General features: G+C 53.1%; 15 protein-coding genes and 1 pseudogene. 7 read left to right on the forward strand and 9 right to left on the reverse strand.

The window, feature by feature from the left end; genetic code table 11:
• Window positions 1-223: 223 nt before the first annotated feature.
• Window positions 224-1,057, forward strand: coding sequence for an N-acetylmuramoyl-L-alanine amidase (locus DQM29_RS06695; protein ID WP_111739966.1), 834 nt, complete (start codon window positions 224-226; stop codon window positions 1,055-1,057).
• Here the strand turns inward: DQM29_RS06695 and DQM29_RS06700 are convergent.
• Window positions 1,042-2,487 carry a DUF2867 domain-containing protein gene (locus DQM29_RS06700; RefSeq protein WP_111739967.1) on the reverse strand — a complete coding sequence of 482 codons (1,446 nt, stop codon included), beginning with the start codon at window positions 2,485-2,487 and terminating at the stop codon, window positions 1,042-1,044. The two genes, DQM29_RS06695 and DQM29_RS06700, sit on opposite strands and share 16 nt — an antisense overlap.
• 161 nt (window positions 2,488-2,648) lie before the next feature.
• On the opposite strand from DQM29_RS06700, the gene DQM29_RS06705 reads away from it, so the two are divergent.
• A complete protein-coding gene (locus tag DQM29_RS06705; RefSeq protein WP_111739968.1) occupies window positions 2,649-3,383 on the forward strand; it encodes a class I SAM-dependent methyltransferase in 735 nt (244 codons plus the stop codon).
• A 76-nt stretch (window positions 3,384-3,459) separates the two neighbouring features.
• On the opposite strand, the gene hcr is transcribed toward DQM29_RS06705, so the two are convergent.
• The 3 genes from hcr to DQM29_RS06720 form a co-directional block, all read right to left on the reverse strand.
• On the reverse strand, window positions 3,460-4,470 hold the full coding sequence (gene hcr, locus DQM29_RS06710; protein WP_170126502.1) for an NADH oxidoreductase: 1,011 nt from the start codon (window positions 4,468-4,470) through the stop codon (window positions 3,460-3,462).
• 61 nt (window positions 4,471-4,531) lie between these two features.
• The gene (gene hcp / locus DQM29_RS06715) at window positions 4,532-6,181 is read right to left on the reverse strand and encodes a hydroxylamine reductase (protein WP_111739970.1); all 1,650 of its coding nucleotides are present in this window, start codon (window positions 6,179-6,181) and stop codon (window positions 4,532-4,534) included.
• 129 nt (window positions 6,182-6,310) lie between these two features.
• Entirely contained in the window at window positions 6,311-7,213 is a 903-nt protein-coding gene (locus DQM29_RS06720; RefSeq protein WP_111739971.1) for a LysO family transporter, read from the reverse strand.
• 212 nt (window positions 7,214-7,425) lie between these two features.
• On the opposite strand from DQM29_RS06720, the gene DQM29_RS06725 reads away from it, so the two are divergent.
• The 3 genes from DQM29_RS06725 (at window position 7,426) to clpA (ending at window position 12,036) form a co-directional block, all read left to right on the forward strand.
• Window positions 7,426-9,093, forward strand: a complete 1,668-nt coding sequence (locus DQM29_RS06725) for an ATP-dependent nuclease (protein WP_111739972.1) — start codon at window positions 7,426-7,428, stop codon at window positions 9,091-9,093.
• Between the two features lie 308 nt (window positions 9,094-9,401).
• Window positions 9,402-9,728, forward strand: coding sequence for an ATP-dependent Clp protease adapter ClpS (clpS, locus tag DQM29_RS06730; RefSeq protein ID WP_111739973.1), 327 nt, complete (start codon window positions 9,402-9,404; stop codon window positions 9,726-9,728).
• Between the two features lie 25 nt (window positions 9,729-9,753).
• Window positions 9,754-12,036: an ATP-dependent Clp protease ATP-binding subunit ClpA gene (gene clpA / locus DQM29_RS06735; protein WP_111739974.1), complete on the forward strand. Its 2,283-nt coding sequence runs from the start codon at window positions 9,754-9,756 to the stop codon at window positions 12,034-12,036.
• Window positions 12,037-12,123: 87 nt separating this feature from the next.
• Here clpA and infA read toward each other — a convergent pair whose 3' ends face one another.
• From infA to trxB, 5 genes and pseudogenes are all read right to left on the reverse strand, one after another.
• Window positions 12,124-12,342, reverse strand: coding sequence for a translation initiation factor IF-1 (infA, locus tag DQM29_RS06740; RefSeq protein WP_027274492.1), 219 nt, complete (start codon window positions 12,340-12,342; stop codon window positions 12,124-12,126).
• A gap of 200 nt (window positions 12,343-12,542) precedes the next feature.
• The gene (aat, locus tag DQM29_RS06745) at window positions 12,543-13,244 is read right to left on the reverse strand and encodes a leucyl/phenylalanyl-tRNA--protein transferase (RefSeq protein ID WP_111739975.1); all 702 of its coding nucleotides are present in this window, start codon (window positions 13,242-13,244) and stop codon (window positions 12,543-12,545) included.
• A 41-nt stretch (window positions 13,245-13,285) separates the two neighbouring features.
• On the reverse strand, window positions 13,286-15,010 hold the full coding sequence (cydC, locus tag DQM29_RS06750) for a heme ABC transporter ATP-binding protein/permease CydC (protein ID WP_111739976.1): 1,725 nt from the start codon (window positions 15,008-15,010) through the stop codon (window positions 13,286-13,288).
• A gap of 2 nt (window positions 15,011-15,012) precedes the next feature.
• Window positions 15,013-16,780, reverse strand: a pseudogene (gene cydD, locus DQM29_RS06755) (heme ABC transporter permease/ATP-binding protein CydD).
• 138 nt (window positions 16,781-16,918) lie between these two features.
• Complete coding sequence (trxB, locus tag DQM29_RS06760) at window positions 16,919-17,872, reverse strand: thioredoxin-disulfide reductase (protein ID WP_111739977.1); 954 nt, start codon at window positions 17,870-17,872, stop codon at window positions 16,919-16,921.
• A 558-nt stretch (window positions 17,873-18,430) separates the two neighbouring features.
• Between trxB and lrp the strand changes: the two genes are divergently transcribed.
• Together lrp and DQM29_RS06770 are read left to right on the forward strand one after the other, a co-directional pair.
• Window positions 18,431-18,925, forward strand: a complete 495-nt coding sequence (gene lrp, locus DQM29_RS06765) for a leucine-responsive transcriptional regulator Lrp (RefSeq protein ID WP_027274497.1) — start codon at window positions 18,431-18,433, stop codon at window positions 18,923-18,925.
• A gap of 125 nt (window positions 18,926-19,050) precedes the next feature.
• Window positions 19,051-22,704, forward strand: coding sequence for a DNA translocase FtsK 4TM domain-containing protein (locus tag DQM29_RS06770; protein ID WP_111739978.1), 3,654 nt, complete (start codon window positions 19,051-19,053; stop codon window positions 22,702-22,704).
• Window positions 22,705-22,737: the final 33 nt, after the last annotated feature.

A 22,737-nucleotide genomic window follows, 5' to 3' on the forward strand; every position in this document is an offset into this window, starting at 1 on the left:
GCCTTAGTTTTGTAGTGCAAATCGGTGCTTTTTTCGATTTTTGAGACATATAATTTAGTGATTGTATTAATTTTAATCAGTTACGGGATTAAATAAAAATAGGAAAGAAAATCAGTGAGTAAAACGCGTTTATCAATAGGCAGGCGATAGCGTATAGTGGCAGCCTGATTTTCGACGACCGTAGAGTGGTTGGGTATTCATAAGGTTAGGGGCATTTTCTGCTATGCGAGGACGTTACTCGATTGTCTTATTACTTTTTCTAGGGATTGTATCCGGCTGTTCTTCATTTAAGGAACGCAGCGGCTATTGGGTTGACGATCGCTACCCGGCTAAGGGCAATGAACCCCGCATTCAGACTCTGATTTTCCACTATACGGCAGAGAACGCCGATGTTTCGCTTAAGGTGCTCACGGGCGATCGCGTTAGCAGTCATTACCTTGTCGATCGTGTGCCGCAAGAGGTTAGCGGCAAGCCTGTTGTGCTACAGCTGGTGCCTGAATCGCAAAAGGCCTGGCACGCTGGGGCCAGCTTCTGGCGGGGACAGAGCCGACTGAACGACACCTCGATTGGGATTGAGATTGTTAACTGGGGCTATAGGAATACGCCGGGCGTTGAACCTTGGGAGCCCTATACAGAGCAGCAGATTGAGTTGTTGATTGCTCTGTCACAGGACATCGTGCAGCGCTATGGGATCCGCCCTGAAAACGTGCTTGGTCACAGCGACGTGTCGCCGCAGAGAAAAGTTGATCCCGGCCCGCTGTTCCCTTGGGAGCGGCTGGCGCGAGCAGGCATCGGCGCTTGGCCGGATAGCCGAGTTGTCTCTGAGCGGCTGAAGATACGCCGCGAGCAGCCTACTGTCAGTGTGGTAGAGCTACAGGACAGTCTGAGGCGCTATGGTTATGAGGTAAGCGACAGCGGTCGCCTTGACGAACAGACGCGCAGTGCAGTCAGGGCATTTCAGATGCACTTTCGGCCAGCAAACTACAGCGGCGAGCCGGATGCCGAAACGATAGCCATATTGGATGCATTGCTGATTAAGTATCACGACGGAATATGATCGTCGCGCGCTTCCGCCAGAGAAGCGATGCGCTTTGCCATGCCTTTAAAGATAAACAGGTGTGCGGGCATCATGGCGAACCAGTAGAGCAGGCCGTTAAAGCCTGCCGGGTGCCACCAGGCTCTGACGTCAATCTGTCGATACTGAGTCGTGTCGGTGATGGTCAGCGTCAACCTGCCTAACCCCGGAGCCTTCATGCGAAACAGCATCACCAGCTGCCGCTTCGGTCGAATGGATATCACCTGCCAGGCGTCGATGCGATCGCCAACCTGTAGTTCGTCTCTTTCGGGGCGCCCATAGCGCCTTTCTCCGCCGACGGCGTCGTCCAAAATGGCGCGAATTTTCCACAGGACGTTAGCATAGAAGTAGCCGCGTTCACCGCCAATTTCCTGACAGACTGACCACAGGCTTTCCGCACTGGCGCGAGTTTTCACGCTATACCCTGCCTGCTTGGGGTAAAACGCGTATCCAGGCCGCCAGCGTGCTCTGGCTTCGGGCGAGTAGCCCCAGTCTGTTGAGTTCACTGCCTGCTGCTCTTTCTCCAGCGTTTTTCGCACAGCGTCATCGTAGTTGAGCAGGGTTTGCGGAATAAGCTGGCGAATTGGCGCATCGTTAGCGGGCAAATCGTGCTTTAATCCTTCGATCAGCGCTTTGGCCGTTGAGGTGGGCACGGTAGTTATCATGTTCAGCCAATAGACGGAAATCAGCCGAGTAGGCAGAGGGATCGGAATGATCCAGCGCTTTTTACCTGTCAGGCCTATAAAGCGTTCGAACATGTTTTGGTAGCTGACATACTCAGGGCCGCCAAGATCAAAAATTCGATGCTCAGAAGAGGGATGAGCCAGAATGTTTGTCAGGTAAACCAGTAGGTTTTCCAAAGCAATAGGGGACGACTTTGAGCGAACCCAGCGGGGAGGCGTCAGTATCGGGAGGCTATACACCATGTCACGCATGACTTCGAATGCCGCCGATCCGGGACCGACAATAATCCCAGCTCGCAGCTCAGTCACGGGGATACCGCTGCTGCGAAGCACTTCTCCGGTGATTTTTCGCGCCGTCAGGTGCTGGGAATGGCTGGGCTCTTTGGGCTGAATGGCGCTTAAAAAGATAATGTGTTTAACCTGAGAAAAACGCAGCGCCTGCTGAAGGTGCTGAGCCGCCTGACGCTCGCGGTAGATAAAGTCGCTTCCTTCTCCCATACCGTGCACCAGATAGTAGACAACGTCGATATTGTTGAGTACTGGCGGAATAGTTTCTGGCTGCATCAGGTCAACGTACTGGCAGGTCACGTTGGGAAAATGCTGTTCCTCTAGCCAGTCAATGCGCCTGCCGGCGGCAATCACTCGGTGACCTTCGGCGGTAAGATAGGGCAAAAGGTTTTGGCCGATATAGCCGCTGGCTCCTAAAACCAGTATGCGTAGAGGCGTCATGAGAGTAGGCCTTAGTCTAGATAGTGAGGCGAGAAGGGACTGCCTGTTTGCAGAGACTGTATCATAGAGAGTATTGAAAAGTTATTTTTATGTATATTTCTTGTTAATTATATTTCTTATTGTCGATTGATATGCATTGAACAGCAGTGGAGCACAAATGAATGAAAGAAAATATTTACGACAGTGAGCGCTTTTTTGAAAAGTACAGCCGCTTTCCTCGTTCGGTTCAGGGCTTAGCCGCAGCGGGAGAATGGCACGAGCTGCAAAAGATGATGCCCGACTTTTCCGGCAAAAAAGTGCTGGATCTGGGCTGTGGCTTTGGCTGGCACTGTATCTATGCCGCTGAACGCGGGGCGCATTCCGTGACTGGCATCGATATATCTCAGCGAATGCTGGCAGAAGCGATGCAAAAAACGGCGTTCTCCAATGTCGAGTATCGACAGATGGCAATAGAAGATGTGTACCCAGAACCGGAAAGCGTTGACGTAGTAATCAGCTCGCTGGCGCTGCACTACGTTGCCGATTTTGACGAAGTTTGCCGACGAGTTTATGAAGGACTCACGCCCGGCGGCACTTTCATTTTTTCTGTGGAGCATCCAACGTTTACTGCTGAGGGCGGTCAGGATTGGTACTACGATAGCGCAGGGAATCGTCTGCACTGGCCAGTGGATCGTTATTTTGCAGAAGGGTGGCGTAAAGCGGTATTTCTCGGTGAAGAGGTTTCCAAGCACCATCGGACGTTGACGACTTATATCAACGGCCTGTTGAAACATGGATTCAGACTGGCTTCGCTGGTCGAGCCTCAGCCAGCGAAGCACCTGCTGGAAAGCGTGCCAGAGATGGCTGATGAGCTGCGCCGCCCAATGATGCTTTTGGCGGCGGCAGTTAAGCCATAGAGGCTGCTGTTGTTTATCAATGTATTGATTGTAAAAACATTGTTTATCAAGATATTGTTTATCAGTGCATCGACCATTAGGCGATTTCTACACTGCCTGTCAGCTGGCAGCTGCAGGCCAACACGTAGCCCTGACTGATTTCATCTTCCGTCAGGGTTGACTGGCTGGTGGTGGTGTATTCACCCTGTAAAACCTGAGTTTTACATGAGCCACACACGCCTGAACGACAGGCCGCAATAACGGGAAGGCCGTTTTGTTCTAGCGCGTAAAGCAGCGTTGCGCCCACGGGCACAGAAAAGTCTTTTGCCAGGCTGCGAACCCGCATCGTGATTTCATCACCCTGACTGACACTGCTTTCTGCCGAGGTGTGAAATCTTTCCTGATAAAAGCGCTCTGGCGCGACACCCAGACTCAGGCAAACGTCTTGCGCCTTTTCCATATAGCCTTCAGGGCCACAGGTCATGACGGTGCTCTTCGCTACATTAGGGGCATATTGCTGAATCAGCGCTTCACTGAGGTGTCCTTGAACAAAGCTTTCTGGCGCGTCGGATGCGCTTGTAGCCAAATGAAAGCGCAGTCGATCAGCGTAGCGTTCACAAAGGGACGCCCATTCCTGAGCGAAAATTACGTCATTGGGAGTATGCACATGGTAAATCACCGTGACGTCAGGCTGAGCGTCACTGGCTAGCAGCCAGCGTGTCATTGACATGATAGGTGTAACGCCACAGCCGCCCGCCAACATCAGGAAAGGCGTGTTCTCTTTATTGATACAGGTAAATTCTCCCTGAGGCTCAGAAAGCCAGAGTGTGTCTCCGGGCTTGATCTCTTGGGTCAGCCAGCCTGAGCCTTCACCGTTCTCAAGGCGGCGAACGGTTAGTGTAATAAAGCGGCTAAGGCCCGGCGAAGAAGAGAGCGTATAGGCGCGTAGCACGCTGTCACTATGGCGAATACTGACCAGAGCGTACTGACCGGGAGAGTAAGGATAAAAGTCCTGAGCGATAAGCTCTATCGTCCAGACGTCGTCAGTCTCCTGATGAACGCCGTGCACCTGCATCGCGTTAGGGCAAAGGGGTGTGGGGGATGTCATGATGATAATCTCACAAGAGGCGGGAGCCGTTAGCGCACTCCCGCAAAGCCAAAAAGAGACCTTAGGCAGCCAGGATCTCTTTCATATCCTGTTCCACTGTGGTGATTGAGCGCATGCCAAAGTTTTCTTTCAGCACGTTAAGCAGGTTTTCCGTCAGGAACGCGGGAGCGGTCGGGCCGGTATAGATATCTTTTACGCCCAGCGCCAGCAGTGTCAGCAGGATGACAATGGCCTTTTGCTCAAACCAGGACAGCACTAGCGTTAGGGGAAGATCGTTGACTGAACAGCCCAGTTTCTCTGACAGCTTGACCGCCAGCATGATAGCCGAATAGGCGTCATTGCACTGGCCGACGTCCAGCAGGCGAGGTAGGCCTTCTAGCGTGCCAAAGTCCAGCTTGTTAAAGCGGTACTTGCCACAGGCCAGCGTCATGATCAGGCAGTCCTGCGGAACGCTGCGGGCGAAGTCAGTATAGTAGCTGCGTTCAGTGCGACTGCCGTCACAGCCACCGACCAGAAAGACGTGACGAAGCTTCTTCTGGGCAACTAGATCAATTACCGTATCTGCCGCGTTCAGCAGCGTTTGGCGGCCAAATCCAACGGTAATATTGTGTTCGAGCTCAGTATAGGGGAAACCGGAGAGGGACTGAGCCTGAGCGATAATCTGGCTGAAGTCGTCCCCTTCCAAATGCTTGACGCCCGGCCAGCCGACGATGCTGCGCGTCCAGATGCGGTCACCGTAGTTGCCGACGTTAGGGTCAATAATGCAGTTTGACGTCATAACAACGGGGCCGGGGAATTTGGCAAACTCGGTTTGCTGATTCTGCCAGCCGCTGCCGTAGTTACCGACCAGATGCTTAAACTTGCGCAGTTCTGGGTAGCCGTGCGCAGGCAGCATTTCACCATGCGTATAGATATTGATGCCCGTTCCTTCCGTTTGCTGCAGCAGCATATGGAGGTCTTTCAGGTCGTGACCGGAAATCAGGATAGCTTTACCCGCAACCGGCTTCACGTTCACGGCAACAGGCGTAGGATCGCCATAGGCGTCGGTTTCACCGCGATCCAGCATGGCCATAATGCGGAAGTTCATTTGGCCTATCTGCATGGCTTTTGCCAGCAGGTCAGCCATGTCGGCGGGCTGAGTACCTAGCCAGGCCATAATTTGGTGGTATTCCGCGTAGACGCTTTCGTCCTGCTGCCCAAGCACCAGTGCGTGTTCCATATAGGCCGCGGCGCCTTTTAGCCCGTAAAGGCAAAGCATTCTCAGTCCGTGAATGTCGTCACCGATAGCCGCTTTGTCTTTATTTAGGGCGAACTCGGTGGCCTGTTCCAGCAGCTGAGGCAGGGTGTCAGAAAGCGTCAGATCTGCCATAGGATGATCGAGGGTCAATAAAGCGTTTTGAGCGCGGCAGCGCTCGGCCAGTCGGGCTCTCATTTCAATGGCCTCTCTGGCATAGGCAATAATGCGGTCGCTGTCGAAGTTAACGTTGGTCAGCGTTGAGAAAAAGGCTCTAGGCGCAAAGGTGTCTACGCCGTTGTCGACAATATCGAGCTCGCGCGCTTTAACAGCCCAGGCTGAGAGGCTTTCTAGCACCGCGACGAGCAGATCCTGAAGGTCTGAAACCTCAGCGGTTTTGCCGCACATGCCCTGCGCATAGGCGCAGCCGTTGCCTGCGGGAGTACGGATAGTTTGTTCACATTGTACGCAATACATAACGAAGCATCCTATAAGTTGTATTTTATATTCATGTTTAATGATAGAGAACAGTATCAACATTAAACAGGAGTTTTTAATGCAACTTTAACTATGATTGATCGATATCAAATTTTTGCGTACAGACCGCTAGGCGGCAGAGAACAGCGCCATCACGATGGGAGCAAGAAGGCTCAGAATAAAACCGTGAACAATGGCAGCGGGAACGATTTCTACCCCAGCGCTCCGCTGTAAGACCGGCAGCGTAAAGTCCATAGAGGTTGCTCCGCAAACGCCAAGGGCGGTCGACTGCCGCCGCACGATCAGTGAAGGGATAATCAGAATAGCTGCCAGCTCGCGAGCCAGATCGTTAAAGAACGCTGCGCTGCCGAGAACGGGGCCAAAGGCATCGGTCAACAGAATGCCGGAAAGCGAATACCAGCCGTAGCCGGAAGACATAGCGATACCAACGTGAACGGGAAGCCCCAGAACCAGCGCGGCCAGCGTGCCCCCAACGGCGGCGCTCAGGGCAACCACCAGCGCCACAATGGCACCGCGTCGGTTAAGGGTAATCTCTTTAATTGTCATGCCGCTGTTTCTTAGCTGGATGCCGATAAGCAGCAACAGGAGCACCAGTGCCACTTCGCTGGCGGCAGAGGCGTGCGTTAGCCAAGGGTAGTGGGTTAGCCCAATCAGAAATCCGGCAATAACAACGCCGCAAAGCTGTAAAGACGACAGAATGGTGTGCCACGGCGATTGGGGCTCTGAGTGAGTACGAGAAGCCCGCCAGGGCCAGCGTCTGTCCAGAAGGCTCAAGGCGGCCAGATTTGCGCCGAAAATAGCGATAAAAAACGTGACGCTATAGAGCAAAATTGACTGAAGGTTAGCGCTCAGATTGTCGAGAAAGGCCAGCCCAATTCCCATAAAGAACAGGATAACGTAGACCATTCCTCCCAGAGTACGATGAATCGCCCGCAGCGCTGCGGCGTTTTTAAGGGGGATCAGATAGCCAGCGATAAGCGGCAGTAGGACAATAGCCAGTCCAGAGTACATAGTATTGCAGCGGTGTAGATAAACAGTGTGATAACGCTAGCTAAATATGAAGCGAGAGTAAAGTCGTGATGAAAAAGCGCAGTGGAAACAGCGTTATCTCTCGTTTTTTGCAGTGGTTCATCGCTTTCAACGCCATCTGGAATATAATTACTTTGTAGCTCAGCTAATTAACGACGACACAAAAGCCTGACCGACTTTGGGAGAAATTAAGCATGTTTTTAGAGCGCATTGAAATTGTCGGCTTTCGGGGAATTAACAGGCTGTCGCTGCTGCTAAACGATAACGTGGTATTAATTGGCGAAAACGCCTGGGGTAAGTCCAGCCTGCTGGATGCACTGACTCTGCTGTTTTCTTCTGGAAACGGGCTTTACGAATTCAAGATACAGGATTTCCACTATCCCCTTGGCGACGTCTCCTCAAGGCTCGATCATTTACACATTGTGCTAACGTTCTGCGCGCGCGACGTTAACTCTCCCGATTTACCGAAGTTTAAGCGGATCCGCCCGCTGTGGGTTAAAAACGGCGATGCGCGCCCGCGCATTTTTTATCGCCTTGAGGCCGACGTGCAGGACACTGACAAGGTAGTCACTTCACGTTCCTTTCTGGACAGCCACGGTCAGACGCTGGAGCTCGACAGTATTGACGAGATGGCGCGGGAGATAACCGGTCTTCATCCCGTACTGCGACTAAGAGACGCCCGATTCGGCCTGCGGCTAAAGAACGGTAACCTGTTCTCCAACGGGGACAGCGATATCCTTACCAAACAGCTCAGCCGGCTAGCAACAGAGCTGGAGTGTAATCCTCATAAAATCAGCAATAAGGACCTCAGGCTTGGGCTTCAGGCGATTCACGCGCTGTTAAAACACTATTTTTCCGCTCAGTTTGCCAAAGAGGGGGCGGATGTCTCCCCCTACCTTAACGAGCGCTATCGTCGCGATACGCTGCTGTGGCAGTCGCTGGCGTACCTGAACCAACTGCTGTCTGAGCCAGAAAGCCGCCACATGAGGCTGATGCTGCTTGGCGTATTCTCAGCGCTTATTAACGCGCGCGGGCCGGAGCATTTAGATGAAAAAGCCGTTCCACTTTTGCTGATTGAAGACCCGGAAAGTCGGCTTCATCCCATTATGCTGTCTGCTGCGTGGGGGCTCTTGGACAACTTGCCCTTGCAGAAGATCACTACAACCAATTCCGGTGAGCTGCTGTCTCTGGTGCCGCTGGAAAGCGTGAACCGGCTGGTGCGCCAGTCTAGCCGGACGGCGGCGTTTAAAATTGATCCGGGCGAGCTCAGCGTTCAGGAGCGCCGTCGAATTTCATTTCATATCCGATTAAATCGCGCCTCGTCGCTGTTTGCCCGAAGCTGGCTGCTGGTGGAAGGGGAAACGGAAGTGTGGCTGTTGACTGAGTTGGCAAAGCAGTGCGGCTACCACTTTGAAAGCGAGGGCATAAAGGTTATCGAGTTTGCTCAAAGCGGGCTGCGTCCGCTGCTGAAATACGCTAGCCGTATGGGCATAGAGTGGCACGTGCTGGTTGACGGCGACGACGCAGGGAAAAAATACGCCGAAACCGTGCGCTCCTTTGTGAACGGCTCCGGCGACAGCGATCGCGAGCGGTTAACCCAGCTTCCCGCTTTGGACATGGAGAACTTTATGTATAAAGCCGGGTTTAGCGAGGTGTACCACAACGCCTCGGGGATCCCCGCCAGTGTTCATATGCCGATGCGCAAAATCATCAGTAAGGCAATTCAGCACAGCTCCAAGCCGGATCTGGCTATTGAGGTTGCCGAACGAGCCGGTGCGCTGGGAACAGAAAGTATTCCGCCGCTGCTTAAAAAAATGTTCTCCCGCATTCTTTGGCTGGCGAGGGGACGAGCCAGCGTTTAGATACTGACGAGAGCCTGCTTAGCCCTACTGGGCGCATAGAAATATGCGCCTTTTTCTTGTAACGGATTGTGCTATCGGTGAAATCGCCGTAGCGAATGATGGGCTTTTGACGTATAACAGCGGCCGTTTGCAGGTACCGATCAGAGCGAGATGCCACGCGCGGATGTTGAAAAATGCGTAAAAGAGCCCAATGATAGAGAGACGATGGATTTTTACCCTGTCCCGTTTTGGAGCCGACGCGTGGCGTAGAGCGGATCGATGAAATAAGTAAAGAACGGTAAGCGTCATGAGAGAGCGGCACGTAACGCATGAATAATTTACACGATTGGCTAAGCTTGGAAGAGAAGGTTGCATCGGAAGACAAGACGTCGTTGAAACAGCAACCGCCTCCCATGTATCAGGTTATACTGAATAATGATGACTATACGCCGATGGAGTTTGTGGTAGAGGTTTTACAACGTTTTTTTTCCTACGACGTCGAACGGGCGACTCAGCTGATGTTGACCGTTCACTATCAGGGAAAAGCAATATGCGGGGTATTTACGGCGGAGATTGCCGAGACCAAAGTTACGCAAGTTAATCGCTACGCGCGAGAGAATGAGCATCCGTTGCTGTGTACGTTAGAAAAGGCCTGAAAAGGCGATTGATGAGGAGGTGCCCATGCTTAATCAAGAACTGGAACTTAGTCTCAATGTGGCATTTGCGAGAGCCAGGGAACAGCGTCATGAATACCTGACTGTAGAGCACCTTCTTCTTGCTTTACTGAGTAATCCGTCGGCCAGAGAGGCGCTTGATGCCTGTCAGGTGGACATCGTTACGCTGCACAATGAACTGGAAACGTTCATTGAACAAAACACGCCTCTGCTGCAAGAGGGGCGGCCAGAGTCTGACACACAGCCGACGCTGAGTTTCCAGCGGGTACTACAGCGGGCGGTATTTCACGTGCAGTCTTCCGGGCGCACCGAGGTTAACGGTGCGAACGTGCTGGTTGCCATTTTCAGCGAGCAGGAGTCCCACGCGGCCTACCTGCTGCGTAAACACGACGTCAGTCGTTTGGACATCGTCAACTTTATCTCTCACGGTACGCGTAAAGACGGCGCGCAGGATGATTCCGGCGCACAGGGAACGCTGTCCAATGAAGAGGAGCAGCCTAACAGCGAAGAGCGGATGGATAACTTCACCGCTAACCTTAACCAGCTGGCGCAGAACGGCGCTATCGATCCGCTGATTGGGCGCGAAACTGAGCTGGAAAGGACGATTCAGGTGCTGTGCCGTCGCCGTAAAAATAACCCGCTGCTGGTGGGTGAGTCCGGCGTGGGTAAAACGGCTATTGCCGAGGGGCTGGCGTGGCGGATCGTTCAGGGAGATATCCCAGAGGCGATGGCCAACTGCACGGTTTACTCCCTCGATATCGGTGCGCTGCTGGCGGGTACGAAGTACCGCGGTGACTTTGAAAAACGCTTCAAAGCGCTGTTAAAGCAGCTGGAAGCCGATAAGAACAGCATTTTGTTTATTGATGAAATCCACACCATCATTGGTGCCGGAGCGGCGTCAGGGGGGCAGGTGGACGTTGCCAACCTGATTAAGCCAATGCTGTCTAACGGGCGCATCCGCGTGATGGGTTCGACGACCTATCAGGAGTTCAGCAATATCTTTGAAAAAGATCGCGCGCTTTCCCGCCGCTTTCAGAAGATAGACATTACTGAGCCCTCTCTTGAGGACACAGTGCAAATTCTGATGGGGTTAAAGTCAAAGTACGAACAGCATCACGACGTGCGCTACACCTCTAAGGCGATCCGCGCGGCGGTTGAGCTGTCCCAGAAGTACATTAACGATCGTCACCAGCCGGACAAGGCCATTGACGTGATTGACGAGGCGGGCGCCTATGCGCGATTGATGCCTGCCAATCGCCGTAAAAAGACGATTAACGTCAGCGATATAGAAACTATTGTTGCTCGTATTGCCCGAATTCCTGAGAAAACGGTGTCGGCAAATGACAAAACAGTGCTTAAGACGCTGGCAGAAAGAATGAGCATGATGATCTTCGGTCAGGACAGCGCCATTTCTGCACTGACAGAAGCGATCAAAATGAGCAGGGCTGGGCTTGGTGACGAGCGCAAGCCGGTGGGCTCATTCCTGTTTGCCGGGCCAACGGGCGTTGGTAAGACCGAAGTTACCGTGCAGTTGGCGAAAGCGCTGGGTATTGAGCTGCTTCGCTTTGACATGTCGGAATATATGGAGCGCCATACGGTTAGCCGTTTAATCGGTGCGCCTCCAGGCTATGTTGGCTTCGATCAGGGCGGCCTGTTAACTGATGCGGTGATTAAGCATCCGCACTCGGTTCTGCTGCTTGATGAAATTGAAAAAGCTCATCCGGACGTCTTTAACCTGCTGCTGCAGGTGATGGACAACGGCACGCTGACGGATAACAACGGCCGCAAGGCGGATTTTCGCAACGTGATTCTGGTGATGACCACCAACGCGGGCGTGCAGGAGACGCAGCGGGAGTCCATTGGTTTCAGGCAGCAGGACAACAAAACTGATGCGCTGGGGGAAATCAAGAAGGTGTTTACCCCAGAGTTCCGTAACCGTCTGGACGGCACTATCTGGTTTAATCACCTGTCTGAAGCAGTTATCCAGCAGGTGGTGGACAAGTTTATTGTTGAGCTGCAGGCCCAGCTGGATGCCAAAGGCATTTCTCTGGAAGTGAGTCACGATGCGCGTCGCTGGCTGGCGGAAAAAGGCTATGACAAAGCGATGGGTGCTCGACCAATGGCCAGAACCATTCAGGAACACCTGAAGAAGCCGCTGACGAATGAGTTACTGTTCGGCAAGCTGGTAAGCGGCGGCTCGGTTAGCGTCACGCTGGAGGCGAACTCAAACGCCCTTGACTATAAGTTTGAAAGCGTAAAGAAAGCGAAGGTTGAGAAAGCCGTTCAGTAAAGCCTAAATAAAACGCCCTTGCCGTGAGGTAAGGGCGCAGGAGCCTTCAGACTCCACGGCTTTGCGCGTAGGCGCGAGAGCCGTTTATTAGCGGCTACGGAAGATAATGCGGCCCTTGCTCAGGTCGTAAGGGGTCAGTTCGACCGTGACCTTGTCACCGGTTAAAATGCGGATGTAGTTTTTACGCATTTTGCCAGAGATATGGGCGGTCACGACGTGACCATTTTCCAGTTCAACGCGGAACATGGTATTAGGCAACGTTTCTAAAATGGTGCCCTGCATTTCAATATTGTCTTCTTTGGCCATTGAATCCTCTAGGTGTAGCTACCTTAGTTTTTAACCGGCAAGATAATGCCGAAAAACAAGCAAAGAGTAAAGAAAAGAGTGCGAACCGGCTTGGATATGTGCCGGAACGAGGCTCATTATAGCGCATCCTTACTTTTAAAGGATTTTATTATAGCTGAAAGCGAATTTTCTGGCGCGCTATGTCTTTGACTCGGTAAAAATTAAAACATGAAGTCTAATATCTGTGACTGCCAGCACGGTGCGGGTAGGGGAGTATCTCTCAGTGCTAATAGCCGTTGTTGATAGTCTTGTCGGGAAATTTCTACTGCGCCCAATGAAGCCGTGTGGTCGTTAAGTATTTGACAGTCGATAAGCTGGCCGCCGTAGCCAAGAAAGTGTTGGCAGAGGGCGTAGAGCGCCAGTTTAGAGGCGTTGCTTTCCCGGCTGAACATCGATTCACCGCAGAACATGGCTCCCTGTGCAATGCCGTATAGCCCGCCAATTAGCGCTTCTCCCTGCCAGACTTCAACAGAGTGCGCGACGCCCTGCTGGTGAAGCTGTAGGTAGGCCTGCTGCATTTTAGGCGCAATCCAGGTGCCTTCATCCCGCTCGCTGGCACAGGCGTTGATAACCTGCGCAAACGCGTGGTTGAGCGTTACTTGAAAAGTCGTGCGTCGAATAAACTTGTTCATAGAGCGGCTAACGTGCAGCTCGGAAGGGAAGAGTACCGCTCTGGGATCTGGCGACCACCACAGAATGGGATCGTCGGGGCTAAACCAGGGAAATATGCCGTTCCAGTAGGCGTTTTTCAGGCGTTCCGGCGAAAGGTCACCGCCGAGCGCCAGAAGACCGTTAGGGTCATCCAGCGCCAGATCTATTGGTGGAAACTCTATCGAGTGGGGCGAAAGCTGAATCAAAGGCATGGTCTACCGCCGCGAGTTATTAATGATATTGGCATTAAGCGTTACTCGGCGCGCTGGTGGAACCTGTAGTACTGCCCTTGCTGAGCAAGAAGCGCGTCGTGGCTTCCCTGTTCAATAATGCGGCCTTCATCCATCACGTAAATTCTGTCCATATGGTGCAAATCAGCAAGCCGGTGGGTAACCAGAATGACGGTTTTCCCTTGGCTGTGCTCGCGCAGCGTTAGCAGTATCTGCTTTTCCGTTTCGGCGTCTAGGCCTTCAGTGGGTTCATCCAGCAGGATAAGCGGCGCGCTGTGCAGCAGCGCTCTGGCTAATCCAATACGACGTCGTTCACCGCCAGAGAGAGGGCGACCTCCTTCTCCCAGCCAGCCGTTTAGTCCTTCTTGATCAAGCAGGTCGTCAAGACCTACACGCTTCAGCGCATCAATCATATGCGCCTCGTCGGCCTTAGGCGCAGCTATTTTCAGGTTATCGCGCAGCGTTGCGCTAAAGATGTGAACGCGCTGTGTAACCACCACCATCATTTCACGAAGCGTTGCTTCATCATAATCTGATAGAGGGCGCTGATTGAGTGTAATGTCTCCCTGCTGGGGATCCCAGGCGCGAGTTAGCAACTGCAACAGCGTTGACTTACCACAGCCGGTGCGCCCCAGCAGCGCAACGTGCTCTCCAGAGCCAACAGAAAAGCTCACTTCATTGAGAACAGGCGAAGCCTGATCCTGATAGGTGAACTCAAGGTTCTTAGCGACCAGCGCTGCCTGTGGCTCTGCACGGGGGCCCTGAGCTGGAAAGGTTACTTCAGGCTTTTGCTCAATAAGCTGGTGCACGCGCTCAGCGGAGGACATAACCTGTCCTAGGTGCAGAAACGCGCCTGCAACCGGTGCCAGCGCTTCAAAGGCCGCTAGTGAAATAAAGACGAACAGAGCGATATAGGGGCCAGGATGAGGATCGCCACCGATACCGTTGGCCGCCAGCCAAAGCATGAAAATAAAGGTTAGCCCAGAGGCCAAAGTCATTAGTGCCTGAGAGGCGGCGTTAAGGCGCGCCTGCTTCTTCTGCTGCGCTATCCACTGCCGTTCAGTGTCGTCCAGCTTTTGGCGAAATGCTCCCAGTGCACCGAAGACCGCCAGTTCTGCCTGCCCCTGTAGCCATGCTGTTAGCTGCCAGCGGTATTCACCGCGCAGAGACGTCATGGCTACGCCGACGGGTTTTCCCGCTCGGTAAAACAGCACGGGTACGATAAACAGCAGAGCCAGCATAATGCCACCTAGCGTTAGCGCTAGAGTGACATCAAGGAAGCTTAACCCAAAGGTGACCACCAAAATAACCACTACGGCGCTGACCAGTGGCGACATGAGGCGCAGATAGAGGTGATCCAGCGTATCTACGTCAGCGACTAGACGATTTAACAGTTCAGCCTGTCGAAAACGAGCAATAGCACCGGGGGAAAGCGGCAGAATTTTCTGAAAGGTAAAGGTGCGCAGATGCGACAGCACGCGAAACGTCGCATCGTGACTGACCAGCCTCTCAGCGTAGCGTGCCGCAGTGCGAATAATGGCAGAGCCCCGCACGCCAGCGGCGGGCAGCATGTAGTTAAAGGTTAAAAGCCCTGCCAGCCCGGCCAGCGCTGAAGCGGCTAGAAACCAGCCGGACAGCGTCAGTAACCCAATGCTGGCCAAAATAGTCACGATTGCCAGGATCATTCCTAGAGACAGTCGGAAGGCGTGGCGGCGATACAGAGCGAGGAAGGGGAGTAGCGCTTTCATGTTTATACCTCCACGCTTCGGTTAGATAGCAGATCGGCGAACGGCCCCGGTGTGCAGGAAAGAGTCGGGTAATCCCCCTGCTGGACAATCATCCCTTTATCCATGACCCAAACGTCGTGGTAGTGAGAGGCGTCCTCCAGCCGATGCGTTACCAGTAGGGTAGTTTGCTGCGTTGAGGCGTTGTTAAGCGCTGACATAACTAAGCGCTCGCTGTTGGCGTCAAGGCTGGCGGTGGGTTCATCAAGCAGCAGCAGGCAGCATGGCGACATCAGCGCCCGAGCGACGGCAACGCGCTGAGCCTGCCCAACGGACAGCCTAGCGGCACTGTCACCCACCTCGGTATCCAGTCCGTCAGGAAAACGAGACAGGAACTCGTCAATGTAGGCTCTGTTGGCGGCTTTCGCAATTTGCTCGTCTGATGCCTGCGGTGCGGAAAGCGCGATATTCTCTCTGATTGTGCGTGCAGGCAGATGCGGATTCTGACCAACCCAGCTTATCTGTTGACGCCACTGTGACGGGCTCAGAGCGCTAAGCTCGGTACCGTTAACCGTGATGGAGCCGCGATAGGGGAGGAAGCCCAGCAGCACATTGAGCAGGGAGCTTTTCCCCGCGCCGCTGTGGCCTACAATAGCGATTTTTTTCCCCGGGGACAGCGTAAAACTGAGCGGCCCGGCAAGACGATGCCCCTCTGGCGACAGGATTTCCAGATCGGTAGCCTTAAGAGTGATATCGTCGCTGGAGCTAAATGCGCTTCTTTCTACCGGAGCCGTGTCGGCTTCTGTATTTAAGAAGGTTTCCAGCGTTTCCGCTGCGCCAATAGCCTGTGCCTTCGCGTGATAGTAAGTGCCTAAGTCCCGCAGAGGTTGGAAAAAACTCAGGCGCTAAGATAAGCACCAGAAAGCCTGCAAATAGGGTTACAGGCGTGCCGTAATGGCCGAAGTTTAGCTCGCCAAGGTAAGAGAAGCCGAAGTAGACAGCGGCAACGGCGATAGAGACGGAGGCAAAAAACTCCAGAACAGCAGATGAGAGAAAGGCTAGCTTTAAAACGTCCATTGTGCGGACGCGAAAATCTTCTGACGCGCGGCGAATTTGTTCTGTTTCTGCCTCGGCGCGATGAAATAGCCGCAGCGTGTCCAACCCTCTAAGGCGATCGAGAAAGTTACCGCTCAGGCGAGCCAGAGCAATAAAATTGCGCCGGTTGGCTTCTGCTGCTCCCATACCGACGAGCGCCATAAAAATGGGTATCAGCGGCGCGGTAGCGAACAGAATCAGACCCGCAGCCCAGTTAGTGGGAAAGACTGCCGCGAGGATCAGTAAAGGGATAATTGTGGCCAGCATCATCTGGGGCTGATAGCGGGCGTAAAAGTCCTGCATGTCGTCTATTTGTTCAAGAACCATGGTTGCCCAACTGCCTGCGGGTTTTCCCTGTATCCAGGCGGGGCCGAGCGCCTCTAGACGATTTAACACCTGTTGACGAATAGACTGGCGGATAGTTGCGCCATAGATAAACCCGACCTGTTCCCGCAGCCAGACCAACAGAGCGCGTAAAACGACGGTGGTAACCAACAGAATAAAGTACAGAGTGAGCGAGGAACGGGGAGCCTGTTCAACGATAAATGCGTGCAGCAGCGTTGCCAGCAGCCAGGCTTGACCAATAATCAGTAAGCCGCTAAGAAGTCCTAACAGCGTTGATATACGCAACCAGCGGTGGGCTAGGGAACCGTTATTCTTAAGCCAGCGCGTCAGTTCGCGCTGCCGCGTTTTTTTCATTTCAGACATAGGGATCGCCGAGGGTTGCGTAACAACATGGGCTCTAGGATACCATCACTGTCGCAAAAGAATAAGGCGACTCGCGTCGCCTTACTTTATCTTTCATCGAGAGAGAGCCGGCTCTCTGCATTACAGCGCCTATTTGCTGTTTAGCGTCTCAAGATAGCGTTCGGCATCCAGCGCAGCCATACAGCCGCTGCCAGCAGAGGTGATGGCCTGACGATAAATATGATCGGCAACGTCCCCTGCGGCAAAAATACCGGGAATGCTGGTTTGTGTGGCATTACCACGGGTACCAGAGTGAATCGACAGGTAGCCGTCATGCATTTCAAGCTGGCCGGTAAAAATAGCGGTATTGGGGCGGTGCCCAATAGCGATAAAGACACCGGTCAGCGTCAGCTCTTCTGTGACCTGAGTTTTTGTGTCTTTTAGGCGAACACCAGTCACACCCATATCGTCGCCCAACACTTCGTCCAGCGTTCTGTCGGTGTGCAGTACGATGTTTCCGCTGCGCACTTTTTCCATCATGCGGTCAATAAGAATTTTTTCTGCCCGAAAGCTGTCACGACGGTGAATAAGGTGAACTTCTGCCGCAATGTTAGACAGATACAGGGCTTCTTCCACAGCGGTATTGCCGCCGCCGACAACAGCGACTTTCTGATTGCGATAGAAAAAGCCATCGCAGGTGGCGCAGGCGGACACTCCGCGCCCTTTAAAACTCTCTTCTGATGGAAGGCCGATATACTGTGCAGAAGCGCCTGTTGCGATAATCAGCGCGTCGCAGGTGTACTCTTCGCTGTCGCCAAATAAACGGAAAGGGCGAGTTTGAAAATCGACTTTATTGATATGGTCGATAATGACCTCAGTATTAAACTTCAGGGCGTGTTCGCGCATCCGCTCCATCAGGCCCGGCCCGGTGAGGCCTTCTGCATCACCCGGCCAGTTTTCAACCTCAGTGGTTGTGGTTAACTGACCACCCTGTTCGATGCCCGTAAGCAGAACCGGCTTGAGGTTTGCCCGAGCAGCATACACAGCGGCGGTGTAGCCTGCGGGTCCAGAACCTAAAATCAGCAATTGACAATGTTTGGCCATAAACGGTTTCCTGTTAACGAGTAGGGCGGATCAAGTTGTACGATTGTAAGAAAAATACACTATGAAAAAAAGCGCGTAACGCGTTTACATCGATTATTCTGATAGATATTACCTATTGAATAGGTTTGATTGAGTAATAAACAGCGAGATTAGGAATATTTATAGAGATATGTGCTTTTTTTTACTCTTTTACTTTGACAATACAGCGTGTATTTGCGAAAACATTATCCTGTAATTACGCTACTAACTGCGCAAATAGAGTTTATGAAGGTGGGTAATCGGGCAAGGTTACAGAGACTTACTCTTTATTTGCGTGGATTAACGGCTAATTCAACTTGTTCAACTCAGGATTCGGTTGAGTAGCCCTGCTAAAAACAACAACAGGCGGGGGTAACATTCCGATCCAGCAGGTCTTTTGCTATTGCGACGGGAACAATAGCAGAAGGCGCAGAGCGTATGCTGGCTATTCATAACGAGCCTGATTGAACAGCGGTGCCAACTATCTTTAGGAGAGAGAGTGGTGTATCCAGAAACAAGGAAGATATTGAGAGAAAAAAAATGGTAGACAACAAAAAACGCCCTAGTAAAGATCTTGACCGTATTGACCGCAATATTCTGAATGAATTACAAATGGATGGTCGCATCTCTAACGTTGAGCTTTCAAAGCGTGTAGGGCTTTCGCCTACGCCTTGTCTGGAGCGCGTTCGCCGTTTGGAAAGACAAAAGTTTATTCAAGGCTATACGGCGCTGTTAAACCCTCACTATCTCGACGCTTCACTGCTGGTTTTCGTTGAAATAACGCTAAACCGCGGGGCAGCCGACGTTTTTGAACAGTTCAACACGGCTGTTCAAAAGCTGGAAGAGATTCAGGAGTGCCACTTAGTATCAGGTGACTTTGACTATCTGCTGAAGACGCGGGTGTCTGATATGTCGGCGTACAGAAAGCTGCTGGGTGAAACCCTGCTGCGTTTACCCGGCGTTAACGACACGCGTACCTACGTCGTCATGGAAGAAGTTAAGCAGAGTAACCACCTCGTCATTAAGACGCGATAATTCACTGGAGCAGGTGCAAAACCTGTGAATTTCCGTTACACTCCTGTTTATTCATACAGTTTCAGCGCTGGGGTAATCCTGGCGCTGTCGTTTGCGCGTCACTAAGATGACCTGGAGAGCCCTTCTTGAGCCAGGAATATATAGAAGATAAAGAACCCAAGTTGAAGAAGCTGAACAGCCGACAGAGGCTGCTTGAAGCTGCTCTACTCGCGGTTACAGTATTTGCTGTTTACATGATAGCGGCGCTTGTCAGCTTTAGCCCCGCCGATCCCAGCTGGTCACAAACGGCTTGGCACGATCCTATTCAGAATTTTGGAGGAGAAAGCGGCGCCTGGTTGGCGGACGTTTTCCTGTTCGTTTTTGGCATTCTGGCTTATGCCATTCCTCCGCTGATGATTTTTTCATGCTGGATGCTGTATCGCTTTACGCGTGAACAGAAGTCGGTGGACTTTTTTGCTTTCTCGCTGCGCTTAGTTGGCCTGCTGGCGCTGGTGTTTTCTTCATGCGGCCTTTTTGCCATTAGTATCGATGACTGGTACTACTTTGCTTCCGGCGGTGTAGTCGGTAATCTCATTAACAGTGCGCTGTTGCCGCATATGAACAGCGTGGGAGCAACGCTGGTGCTGCTTGGCGTCTGGGCAGTAGGGCTTACGCTGCTTACTGGCTGGTCTTGGCTGACGATTGCAGAAAAGATCGGCGGGCTGGTTATGGGCGTGCTGACGTTTGCCTCCAACAAAACCAGAAAATCCTCCGATAGGGCAGATAGCGCCATCGATAGTGAACCTCAGATTAGTAGTGAGCGTTCCGGCGCGAGTGACGATGATGTTCTGCTAGGGGCATCGTCATTCAGTATTGCTGAGGACGGGCCTAAAGACGATGATCTCAGCGATGAGTTCCAGCAAACCTTTACCTTTGCACAGGCAAAAGCCGACGATGTTGAAGGCAGTGACGGCGCTGCTCTGCAGCCGGGCCGTGTAGATATCTCCATGTTTGATGACTCGCTGTCCCCTCAAGCGATGAACGAACAGGCGCAAAGCGCTCAGGCGAACAGTGAAGCGCTAGTCAACGAACAGCCTATAGACGATCAATGGCTTAAAGAAGGCGGTGAAACCTCGCTTTCTTCGGTCACTGTGGAGCCTAACTCATGGGAAGGCAGCTCTAGTTGGGAAGGTCACTCGAGCCGTGTGGAAGAAGAGTCTCAGCCACCAACGTTCTCCTTCGGGCAAACAACGTTTACCCGCGCATCGACAATTTCTTCTTATTCTGACACCGCGAGCTCTTCGAGCGGCATAGAAAGCCACATGGCTGAAAGCGAAACACCAGCCGTTCAGGATGCCTCTACCGTATCTGCATTCAGTGCAGAAAATCACTATGGCTATACCAATAGTGAATCCAAGCCCGGTTCTGAGGCGGGGGTTGATGTAGAAAGCGATACAGTCTCTGGCGCCTTTAGCGCACTGTCCGCGTCCGCTGCCGCAGCAGCTGCGGCCACGTCGGCGGCGTCAACTTCTTCTGTCAGCATGCCGTTTACGCCAGTGCCGCTAGGCGGTGCTTCTCAGGTGAAGCAGGGCATTGGCCCTGAACTGCCTCGGCCAAATCCTGTGCGCATTCCAACGCGCAGAGAGCTGGCTTCCTTTGGTATCAAACTGCCTTCTCAACGCGAAGCTGAACAGCGTGAACGGGAGAAATTAGGGGGCACCGCGTCCCAGCTCTCAGAACCGAATCTGTCTGTTGATGACGACGATTTAGACGCTATGCAGGAAGAGGCGCTGAGAAGAGCCTTTGCTGAAGAACAGCGCGAACGCTACGGCGACAGCTTCCAGATAGAAGGCGACGCCACTGAAAACGAATCTGATTCTAGCGCCTACCACAGCCCGCTTTCCGGCATATCTGCCCGGGACGATGATGATGAGATAGATTCAGCAGCAGGGCGAGCCGTTGAACCCCTGTTTACTTTACCTTCGCAAACCGGCGTTGCAGATACCAGCGGTCTGCTGCCTGTTGACGTGATTGAAGCGGCACCGAGCGCTCCCGCGTTTAACTCGCCAGTAGCTGGGTTGACGCCAGCGTCGCGCCCAGCGGCTCCTTTTGAGCCCGCAGCGCCAGATGCAGCGAAAGAAGAGTACGGCTACCGAGCGCCAGCGCCTGCTGCTGTGCCGTCTTTTTCAGCGAGTTCAGTGAATCAGCCTGTGGTAGCGTTTGCGCCTGAGCCTGAAGAAGAGTCAGTTTCTCCGTCAGTTGAGGGGCTTATTCATCCTTTCCTGATGCGCAACGAGCGACCGTTGGAGAAGCCAACGACGCCGCTACCGTCTCTTGATTTGCTGGCCGCACCGCCGCCTAATCCTACGCCGATCGATACCGAAGCACTGGAAGAGACCGCTAGGCTGATTGAGCGACGACTGGCCGATTTCCGCGTTAAGGCCCGGGTTGTTGATATTCTGCCGGGGCCGGTGATTACCCGCTTTGAGCTGGATCTGGCTCCGGGCGTTAAAGCCGCTCGAATTTCCAGCCTAGCGAGGGACTTGGCGCGCTCTCTGTCTGTGGTTGCCGTGCGCGTGGTAGAGGTTATTCCCGGCAAGCCTTATGTTGGGCTTGAGTTGCCGAACGAGCATCGCCAAACGGTATACATGCGTGAAGTGCTGAACGGCCCTGAGTTTACCGGCGCGTCGTCTCCGCTGACAGTTGTGCTGGGGAAAGACATTTCTGGGCAGCCGGTTGTTGCCGATTTGGCCAAGATGCCACACCTTCTGGTGGCCGGTACGACAGGCTCCGGTAAGTCGGTGGGCGTGAACGCCATGATCCTCAGCATGCTGTTTAAGTCCAAGCCTGAAGACGTGCGCTTTATCATGATCGACCCGAAAATGCTGGAGCTGTCTGTCTATGAGGGCATTCCGCACCTGCTGACTGAGGTGGTTACCGATATGAAAGACGCCGCCAACGCGCTGCGCTGGTGTGTGGGCGAGATGGAGAGACGCTACAAGCTGATGTCCGCGCTGGGGGTAAGAAATCTGGCGGGGTATAACGAACGATTGGAAGAGGCAGAGTCCTTAGGTCGTCCTGTTCCCGATCCGTTCTGGAAGCCTACTGACAGTATGGACATGACGCATCCGGTGCTGGAGAAGCTTCCCTATATCGTGGTGATGGTTGACGAGTTTGCCGATCTGATGATGGCGGTCGGCAAGAAGGTTGAAGAGCTGATTGCTCGCTTAGCGCAGAAAGCGCGTGCCGCAGGGATCCACCTCGTGCTGGCAACGCAGCGCCCGTCTGTTGACGTTATTACTGGCCTAATCAAGGCTAACATTCCGACCCGAATGGCGTTTACGGTTTCCAGTAAAATTGACTCACGCACCATTCTGGATCAGGGGGGGGCGGAATCGCTGTTGGGGATGGGGGACATGCTTTATCTGCCCCCAAACTCTTCTATGCCGGTTCGTGTACACGGCGCGTTCGTCCGCGATCAGGAAGTTCACGCAGTCGTTCAGGACTGGAAGGCGAGAGGCCGTCCTCAATACATTGAAAACATCACTGCCGCTTCGGAAGAAGGCGGAGGTGAGGGTTTGGGTTTTGACGGTGAAGAAGAACTGGATCCTCTGTTTGATCAGGCTGTAGCCTTTGTGATTGAAAAGAAAAAACCTTCCATTTCAGGTATTCAGCGCCAGTTCCGCATTGGCTATAACCGAGCGGCGCGCATTATTGACCAAATGGAAGCTCAGGGAATTGTGAGTCCTCCAGGGCACAGCGGTAACCGAGAGGTGCTGGCGCGCTCTGACTTTGATTGATCGACATCGGGTCGGAATGCGGCCCAGACTATG

It is taken from the genome of Leminorella richardii (assembly GCF_900478135.1).
Lineage (GTDB): Bacteria > Pseudomonadota > Gammaproteobacteria > Enterobacterales > Enterobacteriaceae > Leminorella > Leminorella richardii.